Raw genomic sequence first — 16,968 nt, 5'->3', positions numbered from 1 at the left:
TATGGCAGAAAACAACAACATATTATCTAAACTCGACGGACTGGAAAGCCGATACGAGGAGGTTTCAACCTTGATTACCGACCCTAATGTCATTGCCGACCAGGAGAGATATGTCAAGTTGACCCGTGAATATAAGGATTTGGGCGACATCATGGATGCCCGCAAGAGATATATCGACTGCATCAACTCTATCAAGGAGGCCAAGGACATACTGGCCAACGAGAGCGACCCCGACATGAAGGAGATGGCGCGCGAAGAGTTGGCAGAGAACGAGGCTCTCCAGCCCAAGCTGGAAGAAGAAATCAAGATTGCCCTCGTACCCAAAGACCCTGAAGATGCCAAGAACGTGCAGATGGAGATACGCGCCGGAACCGGTGGTGACGAGGCTGCCCTCTTCGCCGGTGACCTGTTCCAGATGTACAAGAAGTACTGCGACTCCAAGGGTTTCACCCTCTCTGTGACCAGTGCGTCGGAAGGTGCCGTGGGTGGTTTCAAGGAGATAGACTTCGCCGTGAGTGGTGTGGATGTCTATGGCACATTGAAGTATGAGTCAGGTGTGCACCGTGTGCAGCGTGTGCCTGCCACCGAGACTCAGGGCCGTATGCACACCAGTGCCGCCACCGTGGCAGTGCTGCCCGAGGCCGACAAGTTTGAAGTGACCATCAACGAAGGCGAAATCAAATGGGATACCTTCCGTTCGAGTGGTGCCGGAGGTCAGAATGTGAACAAGGTGGAGTCGGGTGTTCGTCTGCGCTATATGTGGAAGAACCCCAACACCGGCGAGACCGAGGAAATCCTGATAGAATGTACCGAGACCCGCGACCAGCCCAAGAACAAGGAGCGTGCGCTGGCGCGTCTGCGTACGTTTATCTATGACAAGGAGCACCAGAAGTATGTGGACGATATCGCCAACCGTCGCAAGTCGCTGGTATCTACCGGTGACCGTAGTGCCAAGATACGTACCTACAACTTCCCCCAGGGCCGCGTGACCGACCATCGCATCGGTTATACCACCCATGATCTGCAGGGCTTCCTCAACGGTAACATCCAGGATATGATAGACGCTCTCACCGTGGCCGAAAACGCTGAGCGTCTGAAGGAAAGTGAACTCTAAAACAAATAGCATTGACGTTATGAACAGACAAGAACTGGTAAAAGAGATATTTGACAAGAAGTCGTTCCTCTGCGTAGGACTGGATACCGACCTGAAGAAAGTTCCTACCCATCTGCTGAACGAGGAAGACCCTATCTTCGCCTTCAACAAGGCCATCATTGATGCCACGGCAGACTACTGTGTGGCCTATAAGCCCAATCTGGCTTTCTATGAAGCCTTCGGCGTGAAGGGAATCATGGCCTTTGAAAAGACCATTGACTATCTGAACAAGCATTATCCCCATCACTTCGTCATCGCCGATGCCAAGCGAGGGGATATCGGCAACACATCGGCTATGTATGCCCGTACATTCTTTGAGGAGTACAACCTCGATGCCCTGACTGTCGCCCCTTATATGGGTGAGGACAGCGTGAAGCCCTTCTTGGGATATGAGGACAAGTGGGTAATCCTCTTGGCTCTTACATCCAACAAGGGCTCTTTGGACTTCCAGATGACTGAGGACAAAGACGGCGAAAGACTCTTTGAGAAGGTGCTGAAGAAGAGCCAGGAGTGGGGCGACGATACCAATATGATGTATGTGGTAGGTGCCACTCAAGGAGAGATGTTCAAGGACATCCGCAAGTGTGCTCCCACTCACTTCCTGCTGGTTCCCGGCGTTGGTGCACAAGGTGGCAGTCTGCAGGAGGTGTGCAAGTATGGCATGACTACTGATTGTGGCCTGCTGGTCAACTCGTCGCGCGGTATTATCTATGCTTCGCAAGGTGAAGACTTTGCCGAGGTGGCTGCGCAGAAAGCCCATGAACTGCAACAGGAAATGGCAGCTGAATTAGAACGCATTGAACGATAGCAAAATCATAAGCGATCCGGTCTTCGGATTTGTAAAGATACCACGGGGATTGCTGCTCGACATCGTGAAGCATCCCCTGTTTCAACGCCTGACACGCATCAAGCAGTTGGGCTTGACCAATGTGGTATATCCCGGTGCCCAGCACACCCGCTTTCAACACTCACTGGGCGCTTTTCATCTTACGAGTGAGGCCATACTCTCGCTCACGCAGAAAGGCGTGTTCATCTTTGAAAGTGAAGCAGAGGCGGTTCAGTCTGCCATATTGATGCACGACATCGGTCATGGCCCTTTCTCGCATGTGCTGGAGAATACTCTCATCCACGGCATATCCCATGAGGAGATATCGCTGATGATGATGAATGAGATAAACCACGACTTGGGCGACAACCTGACCTTGGCCATCAAGATTTTCAAGGATGAATATCCCAAGCGTTTTCTGCACCAGCTGATTAGTAGTCAGCTCGATATGGACAGGCTTGACTACCTGCGCAGAGACAGTTTTTTTACCGGTGTGACCGAAGGCAATATCGGCTCGGCGCGTATCATCAAGATGCTCAATGTGGTCGATGACAATCTTGTGGTTGACTCAAAGGGTATCTATTCGATAGAGAATTATCTCACTTCGAGGCGGTTGATGTATTGGCAGGTGTATCTACACAAGACAACGGTGGGTTATGAGAAACTGCTGGTCAATCTCCTCTCGCGTGCCAAGTATCTGGCTGACCAGGGAGAGACGGTCTTTGCCACTCCGGCGCTGCACTACTTCCTCTACAACCATATAGATAAGGAGGCGTTTGTGGACAATGCTGAGCCGTTGCAGCATTACAAGATGCTGGATGACAGTGATATCTGGGCGAGTGTCAAGGCGTGGACCACCCATCGCGACCCCATACTCTCGTTATTGTCTCGCAATCTTATAGACCGCAGAATCTTCAAGGTTGAGGTTCGCAGTACGGCAGTGGAAGAGGCAGAAGTGATGGATATAAGGCATCAGATAGCCCAGCGCTATGGTCTCTCTTTTGACGACACAGCCTATCTGGTCAATGTCTCTACCATCCGTAAGGACATGTATGACATCCACGACGATCACATATCCATATTATACAAGGACGGTACGATAAAAGACATCACAGAAGCCTCAGAAATACTCAATATATCGTTGTTATCAAAAAAAATATGCAAATATTATCTTTGTTATCAGCGTTTTTGAATTATATTTACTATATTTGCAGAAATTAATTAATACATAAACTATGGAGTTTACTGCTAAACAGATAGCGCAATTCGTGCAAGGTGTCATCGAGGGCGATGAAAATGCCTCAGTCACTACCTTTACGAAGATTGAAGAGGGTGTGCCTGGTGCCATCTCTTTTCTTGCCAATCCCAAATATACACATTATCTCTATGAAACCAAGTCCTCGGTGGTGCTCGTTGACAAAAGCATAGAACTGGACAAACCTGTAGAGACTACGCTTATCAGAGTGGACAACGCACGTGACTGCGTGGCCAAATTGTTGCAACTCTATGAGAGCATGAAGCCCAAGAAGCAGGGCGTAGACAAGATGGCATTCATCTCTGAGTCGGCCAAGATTGGCGACAATGTGTATATCGGCGCTTTTGCCTATATCGGCGACAATGTTGTGGTGGGCGACGGCTGTCAGATTTATCCTAATGCCACCATCTGTGACAATGTAAAACTCGGTAATAACTGTATATTGTATCCCAACACAACAGTCTATCACGACTGTCGTTTGGGCAATGAAGTTATCCTTCATGCCGGTAGCGTGGTGGGTGCCGACGGCTTTGGCTTTGCCCCCAATGCCGAGACCAACAGTTATGACAAAATTCCCCAGATAGGCAATGTCATTATAGAAGACAATGTTGAAATTGGCGCAAATACCTGTATCGACCGTTCTACTATGGGTAGCACGTTCGTAAGAAAGGGCGTCAAACTTGATAATCTTGTACAGATAGCACACAACACTGATATCGGTGAAAACACCGTGATGAGTGCTCAGGTAGGTATTGCCGGCTCTACCAAGGTAGGCCAGTGGTGCATGTTTGGCGGTCAGGTAGGTATTGCTGGACATATTACTATCGGCAACAAAGTATTCCTGGGTGCCCAGTCGGGTGTACCTGGCAGTCTGAAAGATAACCAGACCCTTATCGGTACTCCCCCTACAGACCAGCGTTCGTTCTTCAAGTCACAGGCCATCATCCGCAGATTGCCCGAGATTTACAAGCAGCTGAACGATTTGCAGAAGGAAGTGGAAGAGCTGAAAAAGCAGAAACAAGATTAATCACATATATCTCTATCAATTAGAGAACAGAGCAAAGTAATATATGGACACAGTAAAACAGACTACCCTTAAAGGTAGTTTCTCTCTCTTCGGCAAAGGATTGCATACCGGTCTTCACCTGACCGTCACCTTCAATCCTGCTCCAGAGAATCATGGATACAAGATTCAGCGTATCGACCTCGAGGGCCATCCCATTATCGACGCCATAGCTGAAAAGGTAAGTGACACCCAGCGCGGTACAGTGCTTTCCAGTGGCGATATCAGAGTAAGCACTATCGAGCATGGTATGGCAGCTCTCTATGCAATGGGTATTGACAACTGTCTGATTCAGGTTAATGGTCCTGAGTTCCCCATTCTTGACGGTTCGGCCATGCAGTATGTCGAGAAAATCAATGAAGTGGGAATCCAGGAGCAAAATGCACCTAAGAACTACTACGTTATCCGTAAGAAAATAGAAATCAAGGACGAAAAGACAGGCTCATGCATCACCATTCTCCCCGACGAGGAGTTCAGCATCACCGCCATGTGTTCTTTTGAGTCCAAATTCATCAACAGCCAGTTTGCCACACTTGACAGTACCAATAACTTTGCCAAGGAAATAGCACCTGCGCGTACCTTTGTGTTTGTTCGTGATATCGTTCCATTGCTCGAGGCTAACCTTATCAAGGGTGGAGACCTGGACAACGCCATCGTTATCTACGAAAGAGAAGTGGAGCAGGAGAAGCTCGACCAGTTGGCCGACGTTCTCAAGGTGCCCCATATGGACGCCAAGAAGATTGGCTACATCCAGCACCGTCCGCTGATGTGGGAGAACGAGTGTACCCGTCATAAGCTCTTGGATATCATCGGTGATATGGCTCTTATCGGTCGTCCGCTGAAGGGTAGAATCATTGCCACCCGTCCTGGCCATACCGTGAACAACAAGTTCGCCCGATTGATGCGTAAGGAGATTAAGCAGCACATGGTTCAGGCGCCTATCTATGATCCCAACGAGGCTCCTATCATGGACAACATCCGCATCCGCGAGTTGCTGCCCCACCGCTATCCCATGCAGCTTGTTGACAAGATTACCGCCATTGGCCCCACAAGCATCACCGGTGTGAAGAATGTAACCAGCAATGAGCCTTTCTTCGTAGGCCACTTCCCACAGGAGCCTGTAATGCCAGGCGTCCTTCAGATAGAGGCAATGGCACAGTGTGGCGGTTTGTTGGTACTCAACCAGGTGGAAGAGCCCGAGCGTTGGTCAACCTATTTCTTGGGTATTACCGATGTGAAGTTCAGGCAGAAGGTTGTCCCTGGCGACACCCTGCTTTTCCGCGTAGAATTGCTTCATCCCGTACGCCACGGCATCAGCTCCATGAAGGGCTATATGTTTGTCGGCGACAAGGTAGTGTCTGAGGCTACATTTACTGCACAAATCGTTAAAAACAAATAATATGAACCAAATAAGTCCTTTGGCATACGTTCACCCAGAAGCCAAACTGGGAGACAACAATATTATAGGCCCCTTCTGCTTTATTGACAAGAATACGGTATTGGGTGATAACAATGTCCTTCAAAACAGTGTTACCATCAATCGTGGTGCTCGTATTGGAAACAATAATGAGATTTTTCCCGGCGCCAGCCTTTCCACCAAACCTCAGGACCTGAAGTATAAGGGTGAGGAGACCATCTGTGAGATAGGCGACAACAACAGTATCCGTGAGTTTGTTACCATCTCGCGTGGTACTGCTTCAAAGGGTACCACCATCGTGGGCAACAATAACCTGCTCATGGAGAATATGCATATCGCCCATGACTGTGTGATTGGTAGCAATATTATCATCGGTAACTCTACCAAGATTGCCGGTGAAGTGGTGGTAGACGATAATGCTATCTTGAGTGCCGAGGTGCTTTGCCATCAGTTCTGCCGTATCGGTGGCTATGTGATGATACAGGGTGGAAGCCGCTTCAGCCAGGATATTCCTCCTTATATTATTGCCGGCAAGCATCCGTTGAAGTATGCAGGTGTCAACATCATCGGTCTGCGTCGTCGTGGATTTAGCAATGAGCTTATCGAAAACATCCACAACGCTTACCGCATCCTTTATTCTAAGGGACTGATGAAGGAAGGCATTGAGGAAATCAAAAAGCAACTTACAGTTACCCCCGAAATTCAGTATATCATAGACTTCGTAAGTTCTTCCCAACGGGGAATTATCAGATAATGAAGACACTGGTTGTTGTTCTTGGGCCGACAGGCGTGGGAAAAACAGAACTCTGCCTAACTATAGCCGAGCATTTGGGCATTGACATCATCAATGCCGACTCGCGTCAGATATTTGCAGAGCTGCCTATCGGAACTGCTGCTCCGACCCAAGAACAACAACAGCGTGTTCATCATCATTTTGTTGGCAATCATCACCTTAATGATTATTACAGCGCCTCTATCTATGAAGAAGAGGTAATGGCGTTGCTGCGCGACAAGTTTGAGCGTGGCGATGTGGCTATGCTTACCGGTGGAAGCATGATGTATATTGATGCCGTATGCAATGGCATCGATGATATCCCAACCATCGATGACGCTACGCGCCAGATGATGAAAGCCAGACTTGAAGCTGAAGGTCTTCCTGCGCTTGTTGAGGAGCTTCGTCGGCTTGATCCCGAACACTATCAGATCGTTGACAAGAACAATCCTCGCCGTGTCGTCCATGCCTTGGAAATCTGCTATATGGCTGGCAAGACCTACACATCCTTTCGTACCAACAGCAAGAAGGAACGTCCTTTCCGTGTCCTCAAGATTGGTCTTAATCGCGACCGCGGAGAACTCTATGAACGTATCAACCAGCGTGTTCTTGACATGATGGATGCAGGTCTGGAGGACGAAGCTCGCCGCTGTTATCCCCTCAAAGGACTCAATTCGCTCAACACAGTAGGTTATCGGGAGATGTTTGATTATTTTGATGGACTCACCGACCGCGTCGAAGCAATCCGTCGCATCCAGTCCAACTCTCGCAGATATATGCGCAAGCAACTCACATGGTTCAAAAAGGACCCTGAAATCGTATGGTTTCACCCGGATAACGTTAAAGAAATCATAAATTATATCGACACACACTTATTAGACAAATAGTTTTCGTACTTTTGTACGTGCATAACAGCTTGTTTTATTAACTATGGATAAAGTTAAATTCCTCTACCTGTGGTGTAGGGCCAAAATCACAGCCTTTTGGGCGTGGTACAAGAACCTCTACGTGGGCGCTCCCGTATGGAAAAAGGCGTTGATAGGATTTGTTTCCGTTATCGTTTCTTTCCTTTTGTATTTAGGCGCTGTTGACATCAACTTCCTTTGGCTGTTTGGTAAGTCACCCGGTTATTTCTCCGGCATCCTTAATCCTCAGACCAGCCAGGCTTCTGAGATTTACAGTGCTGATGGTCAGCTCATTGGCAAGTTCTTCAGTGAGAACCGTACCCCTGTTAAGTATGAAGAGATTACTCCTGATTTCTTCAAGGCCCTTGTTGATACCGAGGACGAGCGTTTCTACAGCCATTTCGGTATTGACCCCATTGGTATCTTTGGCGCCGTCAAGGATGCTGCCTTGCGCCATGAGGGCCGAGGCGCTTCTACCATTACCCAGCAGTTGGCCAAGAATATGTTCCGTGTCCGTTCTCACTATTCTACTGGACTTTTGGGTAAGATTCCCGGTCTGCGCATCCTGATTGTCAAGAGCAAAGAGTGGATTATTGCGCTGAAGTTGGAGTCACGTTACAACAAGAAGGAGATTATCACGATGTACGCCAACACCGTTGATTTCGGTTCCAATGCTTTTGGCATCAAGACTGCCGCCAAGACCTATTTCAATAAGTTGCCCAAGGATCTCACCACCGACGAAGCAGCCATCCTTGTGGGCATGCTCAAGGCTACCACCTATTACAATCCCAAGAGTCATCCCGAGAACAGCCGCTCACGTCGTAATGTCGTGCTGAGCAACATGCTGAAGCATGGCGATTTGTCGCGAAGCCGGTATGAGGAGTTGAGCAAACTCGATATCAAGCTCAATTACAAGGTGGAAGACAATTATGATGGTCAGGCCACTTACTTCCGCAATGCCGTTGCCGAAGCCTGCGACAGTCTGCTTGTCGGCGTAGGCGCAGGTGTCGGTTCCGATGATGATGACAACAAAGCGCCAGACCTCTACACGAGTGGCTTGAAGATTTATACTACCATAGATACGCGTATGCAGAAGTATGCTGAAGAGGCAGCCAACAAACAGATGCGTATCATCCAGCGCAACTTCAACAACCATTGGGGCAAAGAGGAACCATGGCAGGATGAGCACCACCAGGTTATCCCCGGCTTCATCGAGGGTATCGCCAAGCGCCAGCCCTTCTACAAAGCCTTGGTCGAGAAGTTCGGCGAAAACGCCGACTCTATCGACTATTATCTCAACAAACCCCACAAGGTCAAGGTCTTTGACTATGCCAATGGGGAGATTGAGATGGAGATGTCCAGCCTTGACTCTATCCGCTATATGGTGCGCTTCATGCACTGCGGTATGGTTGCCATGGAACCCCAGACCGGCGCTGTAAAGGCATGGGTGGGCGACATCGATTTCAAGCATTGGAAGTATGACAAGGTTACAGCCATGCGCCAGCCTGGTTCTACCTTCAAGCTCTTCGTATATACCGAGGCGATGAACCAGGGACTTACCCCGTGCGACAAGCGCCGCGACGAGCAGATTAGCATGGATGTCTTTGACAGTAAGAAACAGGAGATGACCCGTTGGACTCCCACCAATGCCAACGGAACCTTCAGCGGCGACTCTATGCCTCTCAAGTCTGCCTTCGCCCGAAGCGTCAACTCTATTGCCGTACGCTTAGGTCAGGAGATGGGCATCAAGCGCATTATCTCTACAGCCCACGCCATGGGTATTGACAGTCCGCTCGACGACGCCCCCGCCTTGGCCCTCGGTTCCAGTGATGTGCGTCTTCTCGAGTTGGTCAACTCCTACTGCACCGTGGCCGACAATGGCCGTCGCCATAAACCTATGCTGGTTACCCGTGTCGAAGACAGGGACGGCAGGGTCATCTATCAGGCCGACACCCAGTCCGAGCAAGCCATATCCACCAAGTCAGCATTCTTCATGCAGCAGCTGCTCCAGGGAGGTATGCGCGAGCCGGGCGGAACCTCGCAGAGTCTGTGGGGCTATGTCGGCGATGTGCGTGATACCGAGTTTGGTGGAAAGACGGGGACCTCCAACAACCATTCCGATGCTTGGTTCGTGGGCGTCAGTCCGCGTCTCGTCGTAGGAGCATGGGTTGGCGGCGAATATCGCTGCATCCATTTCCGCACTGGTGCCTTGGGGCAGGGTAGTCGTACGGCTCTTCCCATCTGTGGTTATTTCCTCCAGTCGGTTTTCAAAGACCCCGCTTTCCAGCAATATCATGGCAAGTTTGTCAAGCCTGCCGATGCCGACATCTCGCGCGTTGACTACATCTGCGACAGCTACTATCAGAAAGCCAAGAACGACAGTACTGCTACTGATAGCCTTGAGCTCAATTCGGAAGAGATAATACTTGATGAAAACGGCAATCCTGTTATCCGAAAGGAGGAGAAGTCCGAAGTCGGAACCTCTTCTGAGCCCGGTTCTCAGGGCGACCACAAGCCCCATAAGCCCACCGAACAGGCAGTTCGTTTTGATGATTTGTAATTATCCATAGGTTTGGAACAGATCAATCTTGACAACGAAGAGTTTCAGAAAGCTCTGCAAATCATACAGTTTACCCGTCGCTCGCTTTTCCTTACCGGAAAGGCAGGCACGGGTAAATCTACGTTTCTCCGCTACATCTCCGAGACCACCAAGAAGAAGCATGTCATCCTCGCGCCTACTGGTATAGCCGCCATCAATGCCGGTGGCTCCACGCTTCACAGTTTTTTCAAGCTCCCCTTCCATCCCCTGCTGCCCAATGATACCCGCTACAGCGTGCGCAATATGCGTAAGACACTGCGCTACACCAGCGAAAAATGCAAGCTGCTACGTGAGGTTGAACTGATTATCATCGACGAGATTAGCATGGTGCGCGCCGACATCATCGATTTTATTGACAAGGTGCTGCGCGTCTACAACCGCAATATGCGTGAGCCGTTTGGCGGCAAGCAGCTCCTCCTCGTCGGTGATATCTATCAGCTTGAGCCTGTCGTTCGTGAGGAAGACCGTCAGTTGCTTGCGCCTTTCTATCATTCCCAGTTCTTCTTCGATGCCAAGGTCTTTGCCTCCCTCCAGTTGGTAAGTATCGAACTGACCAAGGTGTATCGCCAGAACAATCCTACCTTTATCAACCTGTTGGACCACATCCGTTCGTCGCATGTCACCACTGCCGACCTCGAGATGCTCAATCGCCAGGTGGGTGCCGACATTGACACCTCCGACTCTTCGCTCTCCATTACGCTGTCCACCCGTCGCGATACCGTCGATTACATCAACAGTACGCGCTTGGCTGAGCTTGATGGCGATGCTACCATCTTTGACGGAACCATCGAAGGCGATTTCCCCGAGAACAACTTGCCCTCTCCACTCAAACTCGAACTCAAGGTGGGCGCGCAGGTTCTCTTTGTGCGCAACGACAAGGAGAAACGGTGGGTCAATGGCACTCTGGGCACCGTCACGGGTTTCTCGCTCGATGTTGAGGATAGTAAGGACGCCATCATCTATGTCCGTACCGAGGATGGAGTGGAGTTTGATGTTGAGCAGGAAATCTGGAGCAATATCAAGTATACCTTCAACGAGAAGGAACAGAAGATTGAAGAGTCTGTTCTTGGCACTTTCTGCCAGTTCCCTCTGCGTTTGGCGTGGGCCATTACCGTCCACAAGAGCCAGGGCCTTACCTTCCGCAATGTCAAAATCGATTTCAGCGGCGGAGTCTTTGCCGGCGGTCAGACTTATGTCGCCCTTTCGCGCTGCCGTTCGCTCGAAGGCATTAGCCTCAAGAGCCCCATCCGGCGTGAAGATGTCTTCGTCAAAGCCGAAGTTTCCCGTTTCGCCAAGAACTATAACAACCAGCAGCTTATTCATGCCGCTCTCGAACAGGGCAAGGCCGACAAGCAGTATTATGATGCCGTCAAGGCCTTTGATGCAGGCGACATGCAGGCCGTGCTGGACAACTTCTTCCTCGCTATCCATAGCCGTTACGACATCGAACGCCCTGTTGCCAAGCGTTACATCCGTCGCAAGCTCAATGTCATTAACCAGAAGGACCAGGAGATAGCCCGTTTGAAGGAAGAAATCAAGAAGAAGGAGAAATTTCTCAAGAAACTGGCTGTCGAGTATGTCGTCATGGGCCGCGAGTGCGAGAAGGAGCATTTCACCGAGGCTGCCATCCGAAACTTTGAGAAAGCCCTTGAGCTGTGTCCCGATATTCCCGAAGCGAAGCGACGGTTGAAGAAACTCAAGAAAGACTGATTCCCTATATACCTTTTATATATATGACTACAGGCAGACAGAAATGCGACCTCCTGAGGAGCATACGCCAGCAGCTGGCTATCGAGTATGGGTTGGATTACACTCCAGCAGAGTGCCATCATGTGGGCGACTGTCCCGGCACTTGCCCCGTGTGTGATGCCGAGCTTGCCGATCTTCAGCGACAGCTCGACGAGCGTGGAATCACCGAAGTTGCGGAGAAAATAGATATCCGTAGCACCATTATTACCATAGACCCTGATGAGGAATACCACGAGTTGGAAGGTCTCGCCAGTCCCATGTCGCGTGGACGGGATGCAAAGATTACAGACATCCCCGAGGGAATTATTCCTGATGACATGCTGTTGCAAGGAGAAATCATGCCGACAGATTATCTTGACCGCGATTAACCTTTTCTCCATTGCCCCTTCAATGCAGCAAAATAAAATAATTTTGCCCTTTTCCTTGCGCATCCGACTGATTATGCCTAATTTTGTAATCTAAACGCTTTATTAAAATAGAACAAATGGCAACACCGCACATTTCAGCCGCAAAGGGCGATTTCGCCAAGACAGTGCTTATGCCTGGCGACCCGCTTCGCGCAAAGTTTATAGCAGAGACATTCCTCGAGGATGTCAAGTTGGTAACATCGGTTCGTAATGCCCTCGGCTATACCGGTCTGTACAAGGGCGTACCAGTTTCAGTTATGACCAGTGGCATGGGTATGCCCAGCATTGGCATTTACTCTATGGAGCTTTACAAGTTCTATGGTGTAGAGAACATTATCCGCATCGGTTCGGCTGGTAGCTATCGCGACTGGCTCAAGGTGATGGATGTCACTCTTGCCGAGGTAGCCGTGAGCGAGTCTTCCTACGCTCTTGTACAGGGTGGCTGCAAGGACAACGCCATCAAGCCAAGCCAGGAACTCAATGACGTCATCAAGGCCAAGGCCAAGGAGATAGGTATTGAGTGCAAGCCCAGCATAGTTCATTCCAGCGATGTCTTCTATCGTGATGCCTCACAGGGTACATGGCAGGATATCATCAAGCAGAATGGCAGCGACTGCGTAGAGATGGAGAGCTTTGCCCTCTTCCACAATGCCAATATGACAGGCAAGCGCGCAGCCTGCCTGCTTACCATCAGCGACTCTTTTGTCGACCACACCGAGTTGTCAGCCGAAGACCGCCAGAATTCATTTACCAAGATGATGACCCTGGCGCTCGAGAGTGCCATCGTGCTTTAATCTGTATCAGTACGCATTATAGAAAAGCGCAGCCCCGGCAGGGGCTGCGCTTTTTTAATCCATTTCCGTTGTATTCTTGTCACACGGTACGTTGCAGTCTCAGGCGTTAGTGGCAGTTACCTGTTCTACATCTGTCGCAATTGCCTATTATAGGGTGGAACATTATTGCAGCTTTTGGTATTCATCTTCGCATACAGGTTCCAGCCATTCGTTAGAGGCGTTTTCGCCAGGAATCTCGAAGGCGAGGTGGGCAAACCAGCTGTCTTTGGCAGCACCATGCCAGTGTTTCACGTTGGCAGGAATGTGGATGACGGTACCTGGCATTATCTGCTGTGCCGGCTTGCCTTCTTCCTGATACCACCCACGGCCACCCACACCTACCAGCATCTGGCCGCCGCCTGTTGTGGCATGGTGTATATGCCAGTTGTTGCGGCATCCAGGCTCAAAGGTTACATTGGCAAAAGGTATCTGACTCGTGGAGATGCGGGCAAGATAACTATTACCTTTGAAGTAAGCAGCGTAGGCTGTGTTAGGCTCGCCGATGGGAAATATCATCTCACGTTGGAAAGCGGCCTTGGCGTCATCGCCGGTCACGTCTTCGTTCCACACCTCTTTGGCAAGATTGAAGGCAGCCCAAGCCTTGGGCCAACCGGCATAGAAAGCGATATGTGTGATTATCTCGGCTACTTCTGTACGTGTGATGCCGTTGTTCTTGGCAGTTTGTAGATGGTATTTCAACGAACTATCTGTGATGCCTTGGCTGATAAGTGCTGTAATGGTTACCATACTTCGGTCGCGGAGGGAGAGTAGGTCATTGCGGCTCCATACTTCTCCGAAGAGTATGTCATCGTTGAGGTGGGCGAACTCTGGAGCAAACACTCCTAATTGCATGCGTCCTGCGGTCTGTTCTATTTTCTTTTGTGCCATAATGTAGAGTGTTATCATTGTTAATAAAATAAATATTACGAGTCTTTTCATAATTGTCAATAGTTAAGTCGTTTCAACCATTTGTCTACTTTCGAGAGATTATTGCGTGTCTCATGACCGTAGATGCTCATTGCCTCTTTGAAGGTGGCGTTGGGGTACAGCTTCTTTAGGTCGTTTACCACATTGCCAAGCCCGCTTCCTTCATGGGTGGTAAAGGGGATAATGGTCTTGCCGTTCAAATCGTATTTGTCGAAGAAGGTAAACATTACTTGTGGATAGGTGCCCCACCATACTGGTCCACCGATAAAGATGGTTTCATATTGGTCCATGTCATTCACCTCGCCCTTGAAGGCCGGCTTCTCGTTGTTCTCTGCCTCTTTCTTTGCAAGTTTGGTGAGGGCATCATACGTCATGTCGTAGCTTTTCTCCGCGACAATCTCAAACTCGTCACCGCCCGTGAGTTTCTGTATCTGGTCGGCCACAAGTTTGGTGTTGCCCACCTTCACATTGCCCACTCCGTAGTTCTCCCCGGCATGCGAGAAGAATACAATCAGTATTTTTCCTTTGCTCTCCATAGAGGCTTGTTCTTTTTGTTGCGATGACTTCACACTTCCGTTACATGCAGCAGAAACCATGAGTGCCGAAACCATCATTGTTGTATACTTCAATACTCGTTTCATAATCGATAGTTTTATTATGTTTCGATTTACAATGCAAAGGTATATAGAAACTGAATTGGCATTGTTACCTATATTACGCCAATTATTACCGTTTTCTCCTAACGTGGCTCCCCCCGTTGCGGCGTAACGCAAAATCGCATATTCGTATACAGTACTTTCCTGTATGCGAATATGCGATTTGTTGGCTTCGGGCGTTCTGCTCGGTATGAACAGCCCGGCGTCTATTCAAAGTATTTCTTCAGCAACTGTCGTGACAGCTGTACTGGGTCTTGCTTTTGGGGATATTCGATGGGTACTTCCAGTTCGCAGAACTTCTCTTCAAACTCGTAGCACTCTTTGACAAAGCTGTCTTCATCATACTCGGTGCCCCGTTCACGGCAGTCGATGGCGCGGTCTACGAACATGCTCCAGCGTGGCAGATAGAAACTCTTGAGCAGTCCGTCCCATGGGCGGCCGGCATAGTCGTTGAGTCCTGCCAGGTTGTTGTTCCACACGGTGACGATGCGGCGGGCGTTGCGCTCATAGTAGTCTTTCTCCTCGGCAGAGTTGCCCCAGCTGCGAGCCTGTTCTATCCATCGCTTCATGGAGAACACGGGGTGGCAGGCGGTCAGGGCAGCCTCGTCGGCCAGCACCTCTTTCATCTCACTTCCCAGACGCTTCATCTCCTTGAGGTCGTAGCAGTCGTAAGCCACGACAAACTTGCGCCAGAGCACGTAGAAGTGTTCCTCCAGACACTGGCGACCGATGTTCACCACATCCATCTTGTATCCGTCGCGGTCTGAATTGAGGTTCACCATCTCCTTCCATATTTCGTTCTGCGCCTCGCGCGTGGGCGTACATTTATCTTTCTTCTTCATTCCCGGACGCGACTCCACAAAGGTATAGTTGTATGTGCGTGGTACGTCGAGCACCCGCTCGCAGTAGTCACGATACACCTTGCGCGCCTTCTCGTCTATGCGGCCCATGCGCTGGTCAGCCAGCGAGTTGCGCCATTCGTTGAGCGAGCCAGGCATATTCCACGCCTTGTCAAAGAGCATGCTGAAGGCAAACTGGTTGACGTCGAGGGCTTCGAGTGTAGCACCCACACCGCTGAAGTTGGAACCTGCCTTCTCGTATGTATTGTCTATATAGTTGTATATACGGTCCGAGGGAGCCACCAGACGGTTGCGGCCGCCAAAGTTGTTGAGATAGCACCAGATGAAGGGCTGGCCGTAGAACGACTCCGTGGTTTTCCACATCTGTACATTCTCACACCAGTAGTCGAGCATGATCAGGCGACCCTGTGGCACACCTCTGAAGAGAGCCTTCATGCGTTCGCCGTTCCATCCTGGCATGTATTTGTAGGTCCAACTCATCTGCAGCCAGTGTGCATCCTTGTCTGCAGCAGCCAGCGACTCGTATATACCGCGTGAGAGCATGGCCAGCGAGTCACAGTTGAACGTGGGCGGGTCTACCTCGTTGAAGGGGTCTATGCAGTACATGTGGTCGGTGCCATACATGCGGGTCTGTTCTTCGATGAAAGCGCGCTGTATCTTGGCAAACATGGGGTCGGTGGCAAAGAGGAAACGGCAGCGGTAGCGCTCGGGGTCTTTGAATGAGCCCCAGTACGACACGTCGGTATATTTGAGACCTTTGTGTTTCTCTACGAATTTGGCGGGCACGTGTCCGGCAAATCCCGACAGCACGGGAGTCATGTTCAGTTCGCGTTGGCGCTTCAGTATCTGCTTCTGCAGCGTCTGCTGACGGTCCATCCAGTCGCGGGGCAGAGGTCCCATGAAGGCGTCGAAGTTGCACATGCGGTGCCAGCCCAGATAGGCGGGGCCGGAGAAGAAGGAGCGAATCTCTTCATCGTTGAGCCCGAACTTCTTCCACACGTTATACCAAGTCGATTCCTGACCGGTGATAGCCAGAGGCATGTTGACACCGTTGAGCGCCATCCAGTCGATGAAGTGTTCCCACTCACGCCAAGTCCACCAAGGCAGCGAATAGCCGTAGGTGCAGTAGTTGAGGAAGAAACGCATGGGAAGCCGCGACTCTATTCTTACCTTCTCTTTGACAGCAGGCATAGTCTCCGGCAGTTCGATAGGGTCGTCTTTGTACCAAGAGATGGCGGTGTGACAATAGTTCTTGAGATAGTGGTTCAGGCCCATAGCCATGCTGTTGGCGTTGTTGGCGCTGATGACCACCTTGCCCTGGTTGCTCTCCAGGGTGAATACGTCTTTTGTGGAGTCAATCTTTTTGAAGACCACTGTCTGGGCCTTGTTGCCCAGTATACGTCGCGCCAGATTCTGCGCCGTCTTGACATCGTTGGATGCCATCATGCCTATGGTTACCGCCATCAGGCAGAGGGTAGTAATGATTCTACGGTTCATGATATAAGTTGATGAGTAGTTGACAAAGTGGGGGTGGGGTGTATGGGGG

14 protein-coding genes are annotated in these 16,968 nt (G+C 50.2%); 11 read left to right on the top strand and 3 right to left on the bottom strand.

Translation table 11 applies throughout. The features are described 5' to 3' along the window. Position 1: 1 nt before the first annotated feature. The 11 genes from prfA to deoD all read left to right on the top strand — a co-directional run bounded on the left by prfA (position 2) and on the right by deoD (position 12,940). A complete protein-coding gene (gene prfA, locus CIK92_RS03755; RefSeq protein ID WP_094388221.1) occupies positions 2-1,114 on the top strand; it encodes a peptide chain release factor 1 in 1,113 nt (370 codons plus the stop codon). A 19-nt stretch (positions 1,115-1,133) separates the two neighbouring features. Continuing rightward, positions 1,134-1,961 (top strand): orotidine-5'-phosphate decarboxylase, encoded by an 828-nt coding sequence (gene pyrF, locus CIK92_RS03750; RefSeq protein ID WP_094387199.1) that lies wholly within the window; start codon positions 1,134-1,136, stop codon positions 1,959-1,961. Then, complete coding sequence (locus CIK92_RS03745; protein WP_094388220.1) at positions 1,951-3,171, top strand: HD domain-containing protein; 1,221 nt, start codon at positions 1,951-1,953, stop codon at positions 3,169-3,171. The genes pyrF and CIK92_RS03745 overlap by 11 nt, the downstream gene beginning before the upstream one ends. Before the next feature lie 43 nt (positions 3,172-3,214). Continuing rightward, entirely contained in the window at positions 3,215-4,261 is a 1,047-nt protein-coding gene (lpxD, locus tag CIK92_RS03740; protein ID WP_094388219.1) for a UDP-3-O-(3-hydroxymyristoyl)glucosamine N-acyltransferase, read from the top strand. Between the two features lie 43 nt (positions 4,262-4,304). Then, entirely contained in the window at positions 4,305-5,696 is a 1,392-nt protein-coding gene (locus CIK92_RS03735) for a bifunctional UDP-3-O-[3-hydroxymyristoyl] N-acetylglucosamine deacetylase/3-hydroxyacyl-ACP dehydratase (protein ID WP_022310278.1), read from the top strand. Between the two features lies 1 nt (position 5,697). Further along, a complete protein-coding gene (gene lpxA / locus CIK92_RS03730; protein ID WP_094387202.1) occupies positions 5,698-6,468 on the top strand; it encodes an acyl-ACP--UDP-N-acetylglucosamine O-acyltransferase in 771 nt (256 codons plus the stop codon). Continuing rightward, the gene (miaA, locus tag CIK92_RS03725; protein ID WP_094388218.1) at positions 6,468-7,373 is read left to right on the top strand and encodes a tRNA (adenosine(37)-N6)-dimethylallyltransferase MiaA; all 906 of its coding nucleotides are present in this window, start codon (positions 6,468-6,470) and stop codon (positions 7,371-7,373) included. Before lpxA ends, miaA begins: the two co-directional genes overlap by 1 nt. 43 nt (positions 7,374-7,416) lie before the next feature. Then, positions 7,417-9,951, top strand: a complete 2,535-nt coding sequence (locus tag CIK92_RS03720; protein WP_094388217.1) for a transglycosylase domain-containing protein — start codon at positions 7,417-7,419, stop codon at positions 9,949-9,951. A 12-nt stretch (positions 9,952-9,963) separates the two neighbouring features. Then, positions 9,964-11,700, top strand: a complete 1,737-nt coding sequence (locus CIK92_RS03715; protein ID WP_094388216.1) for an ATP-dependent RecD-like DNA helicase — start codon at positions 9,964-9,966, stop codon at positions 11,698-11,700. Between the two features lie 23 nt (positions 11,701-11,723). Beyond that, positions 11,724-12,107: a hypothetical protein gene (locus tag CIK92_RS03710; RefSeq protein ID WP_094388215.1), complete on the top strand. Its 384-nt coding sequence runs from the start codon at positions 11,724-11,726 to the stop codon at positions 12,105-12,107. 116 nt (positions 12,108-12,223) lie between these two features. Continuing rightward, positions 12,224-12,940, top strand: coding sequence for a purine-nucleoside phosphorylase (gene deoD, locus CIK92_RS03705; protein WP_094387207.1), 717 nt, complete (start codon positions 12,224-12,226; stop codon positions 12,938-12,940). Between the two features lie 162 nt (positions 12,941-13,102). Here the strand turns inward: deoD and CIK92_RS03700 are convergent, their stop codons facing one another. The 3 genes from CIK92_RS03700 to CIK92_RS03690 all read right to left on the bottom strand — a co-directional run. Continuing rightward, positions 13,103-13,918, bottom strand: a complete 816-nt coding sequence (locus tag CIK92_RS03700; protein ID WP_094388214.1) for a carboxymuconolactone decarboxylase family protein — start codon at positions 13,916-13,918, stop codon at positions 13,103-13,105. Between the two features lie 5 nt (positions 13,919-13,923). Continuing rightward, complete coding sequence (locus tag CIK92_RS03695; RefSeq protein WP_254045993.1) at positions 13,924-14,547, bottom strand: flavodoxin; 624 nt, start codon at positions 14,545-14,547, stop codon at positions 13,924-13,926. Between the two features lie 221 nt (positions 14,548-14,768). After that, a partial coding sequence (locus tag CIK92_RS03690; RefSeq protein WP_216822216.1) for an alpha-N-acetylglucosaminidase occupies positions 14,769-16,968 on the bottom strand: 2,200 nt, incomplete at its 5' end.

The sequence above is a fragment of the Prevotella sp. P4-67 genome (genome assembly GCF_002251325.1).
Lineage (GTDB): Bacteria > Bacteroidota > Bacteroidia > Bacteroidales > Bacteroidaceae > Prevotella.
The sequence above is the reverse complement of the archived record's forward strand: the minus strand, read 5'-3'. Positions and strand labels throughout refer to the sequence as shown.

Coding starts and splice junctions, on each gene's coding strand:
- lpxD (WP_094388219.1), top strand. CDS start 3,215: ATGGAGTTTACTGCTAAACAGATAGCGCAATTCGTGCAAGGTGTCATC.
- lpxA (WP_094387202.1), top strand. CDS start 5,698: ATGAACCAAATAAGTCCTTTGGCATACGTTCACCCAGAAGCCAAACTG.
- CIK92_RS03695 (WP_254045993.1), bottom strand. CDS start 14,547: ATGAAACGAGTATTGAAGTATACAACAATGATGGTTTCGGCACTCATG.
- CIK92_RS03700 (WP_094388214.1), bottom strand. CDS start 13,918: ATGAAAAGACTCGTAATATTTATTTTATTAACAATGATAACACTCTAC.
- CIK92_RS03720 (WP_094388217.1), top strand. CDS start 7,417: ATGGATAAAGTTAAATTCCTCTACCTGTGGTGTAGGGCCAAAATCACA.
- pyrF (WP_094387199.1), top strand. CDS start 1,134: ATGAACAGACAAGAACTGGTAAAAGAGATATTTGACAAGAAGTCGTTC.
- prfA (WP_094388221.1), top strand. CDS start 2: ATGGCAGAAAACAACAACATATTATCTAAACTCGACGGACTGGAAAGC.
- deoD (WP_094387207.1), top strand. CDS start 12,224: ATGGCAACACCGCACATTTCAGCCGCAAAGGGCGATTTCGCCAAGACA.
- CIK92_RS03710 (WP_094388215.1), top strand. CDS start 11,724: ATGACTACAGGCAGACAGAAATGCGACCTCCTGAGGAGCATACGCCAG.
- CIK92_RS03735 (WP_022310278.1), top strand. CDS start 4,305: ATGGACACAGTAAAACAGACTACCCTTAAAGGTAGTTTCTCTCTCTTC.
- miaA (WP_094388218.1), top strand. CDS start 6,468: ATGAAGACACTGGTTGTTGTTCTTGGGCCGACAGGCGTGGGAAAAACA.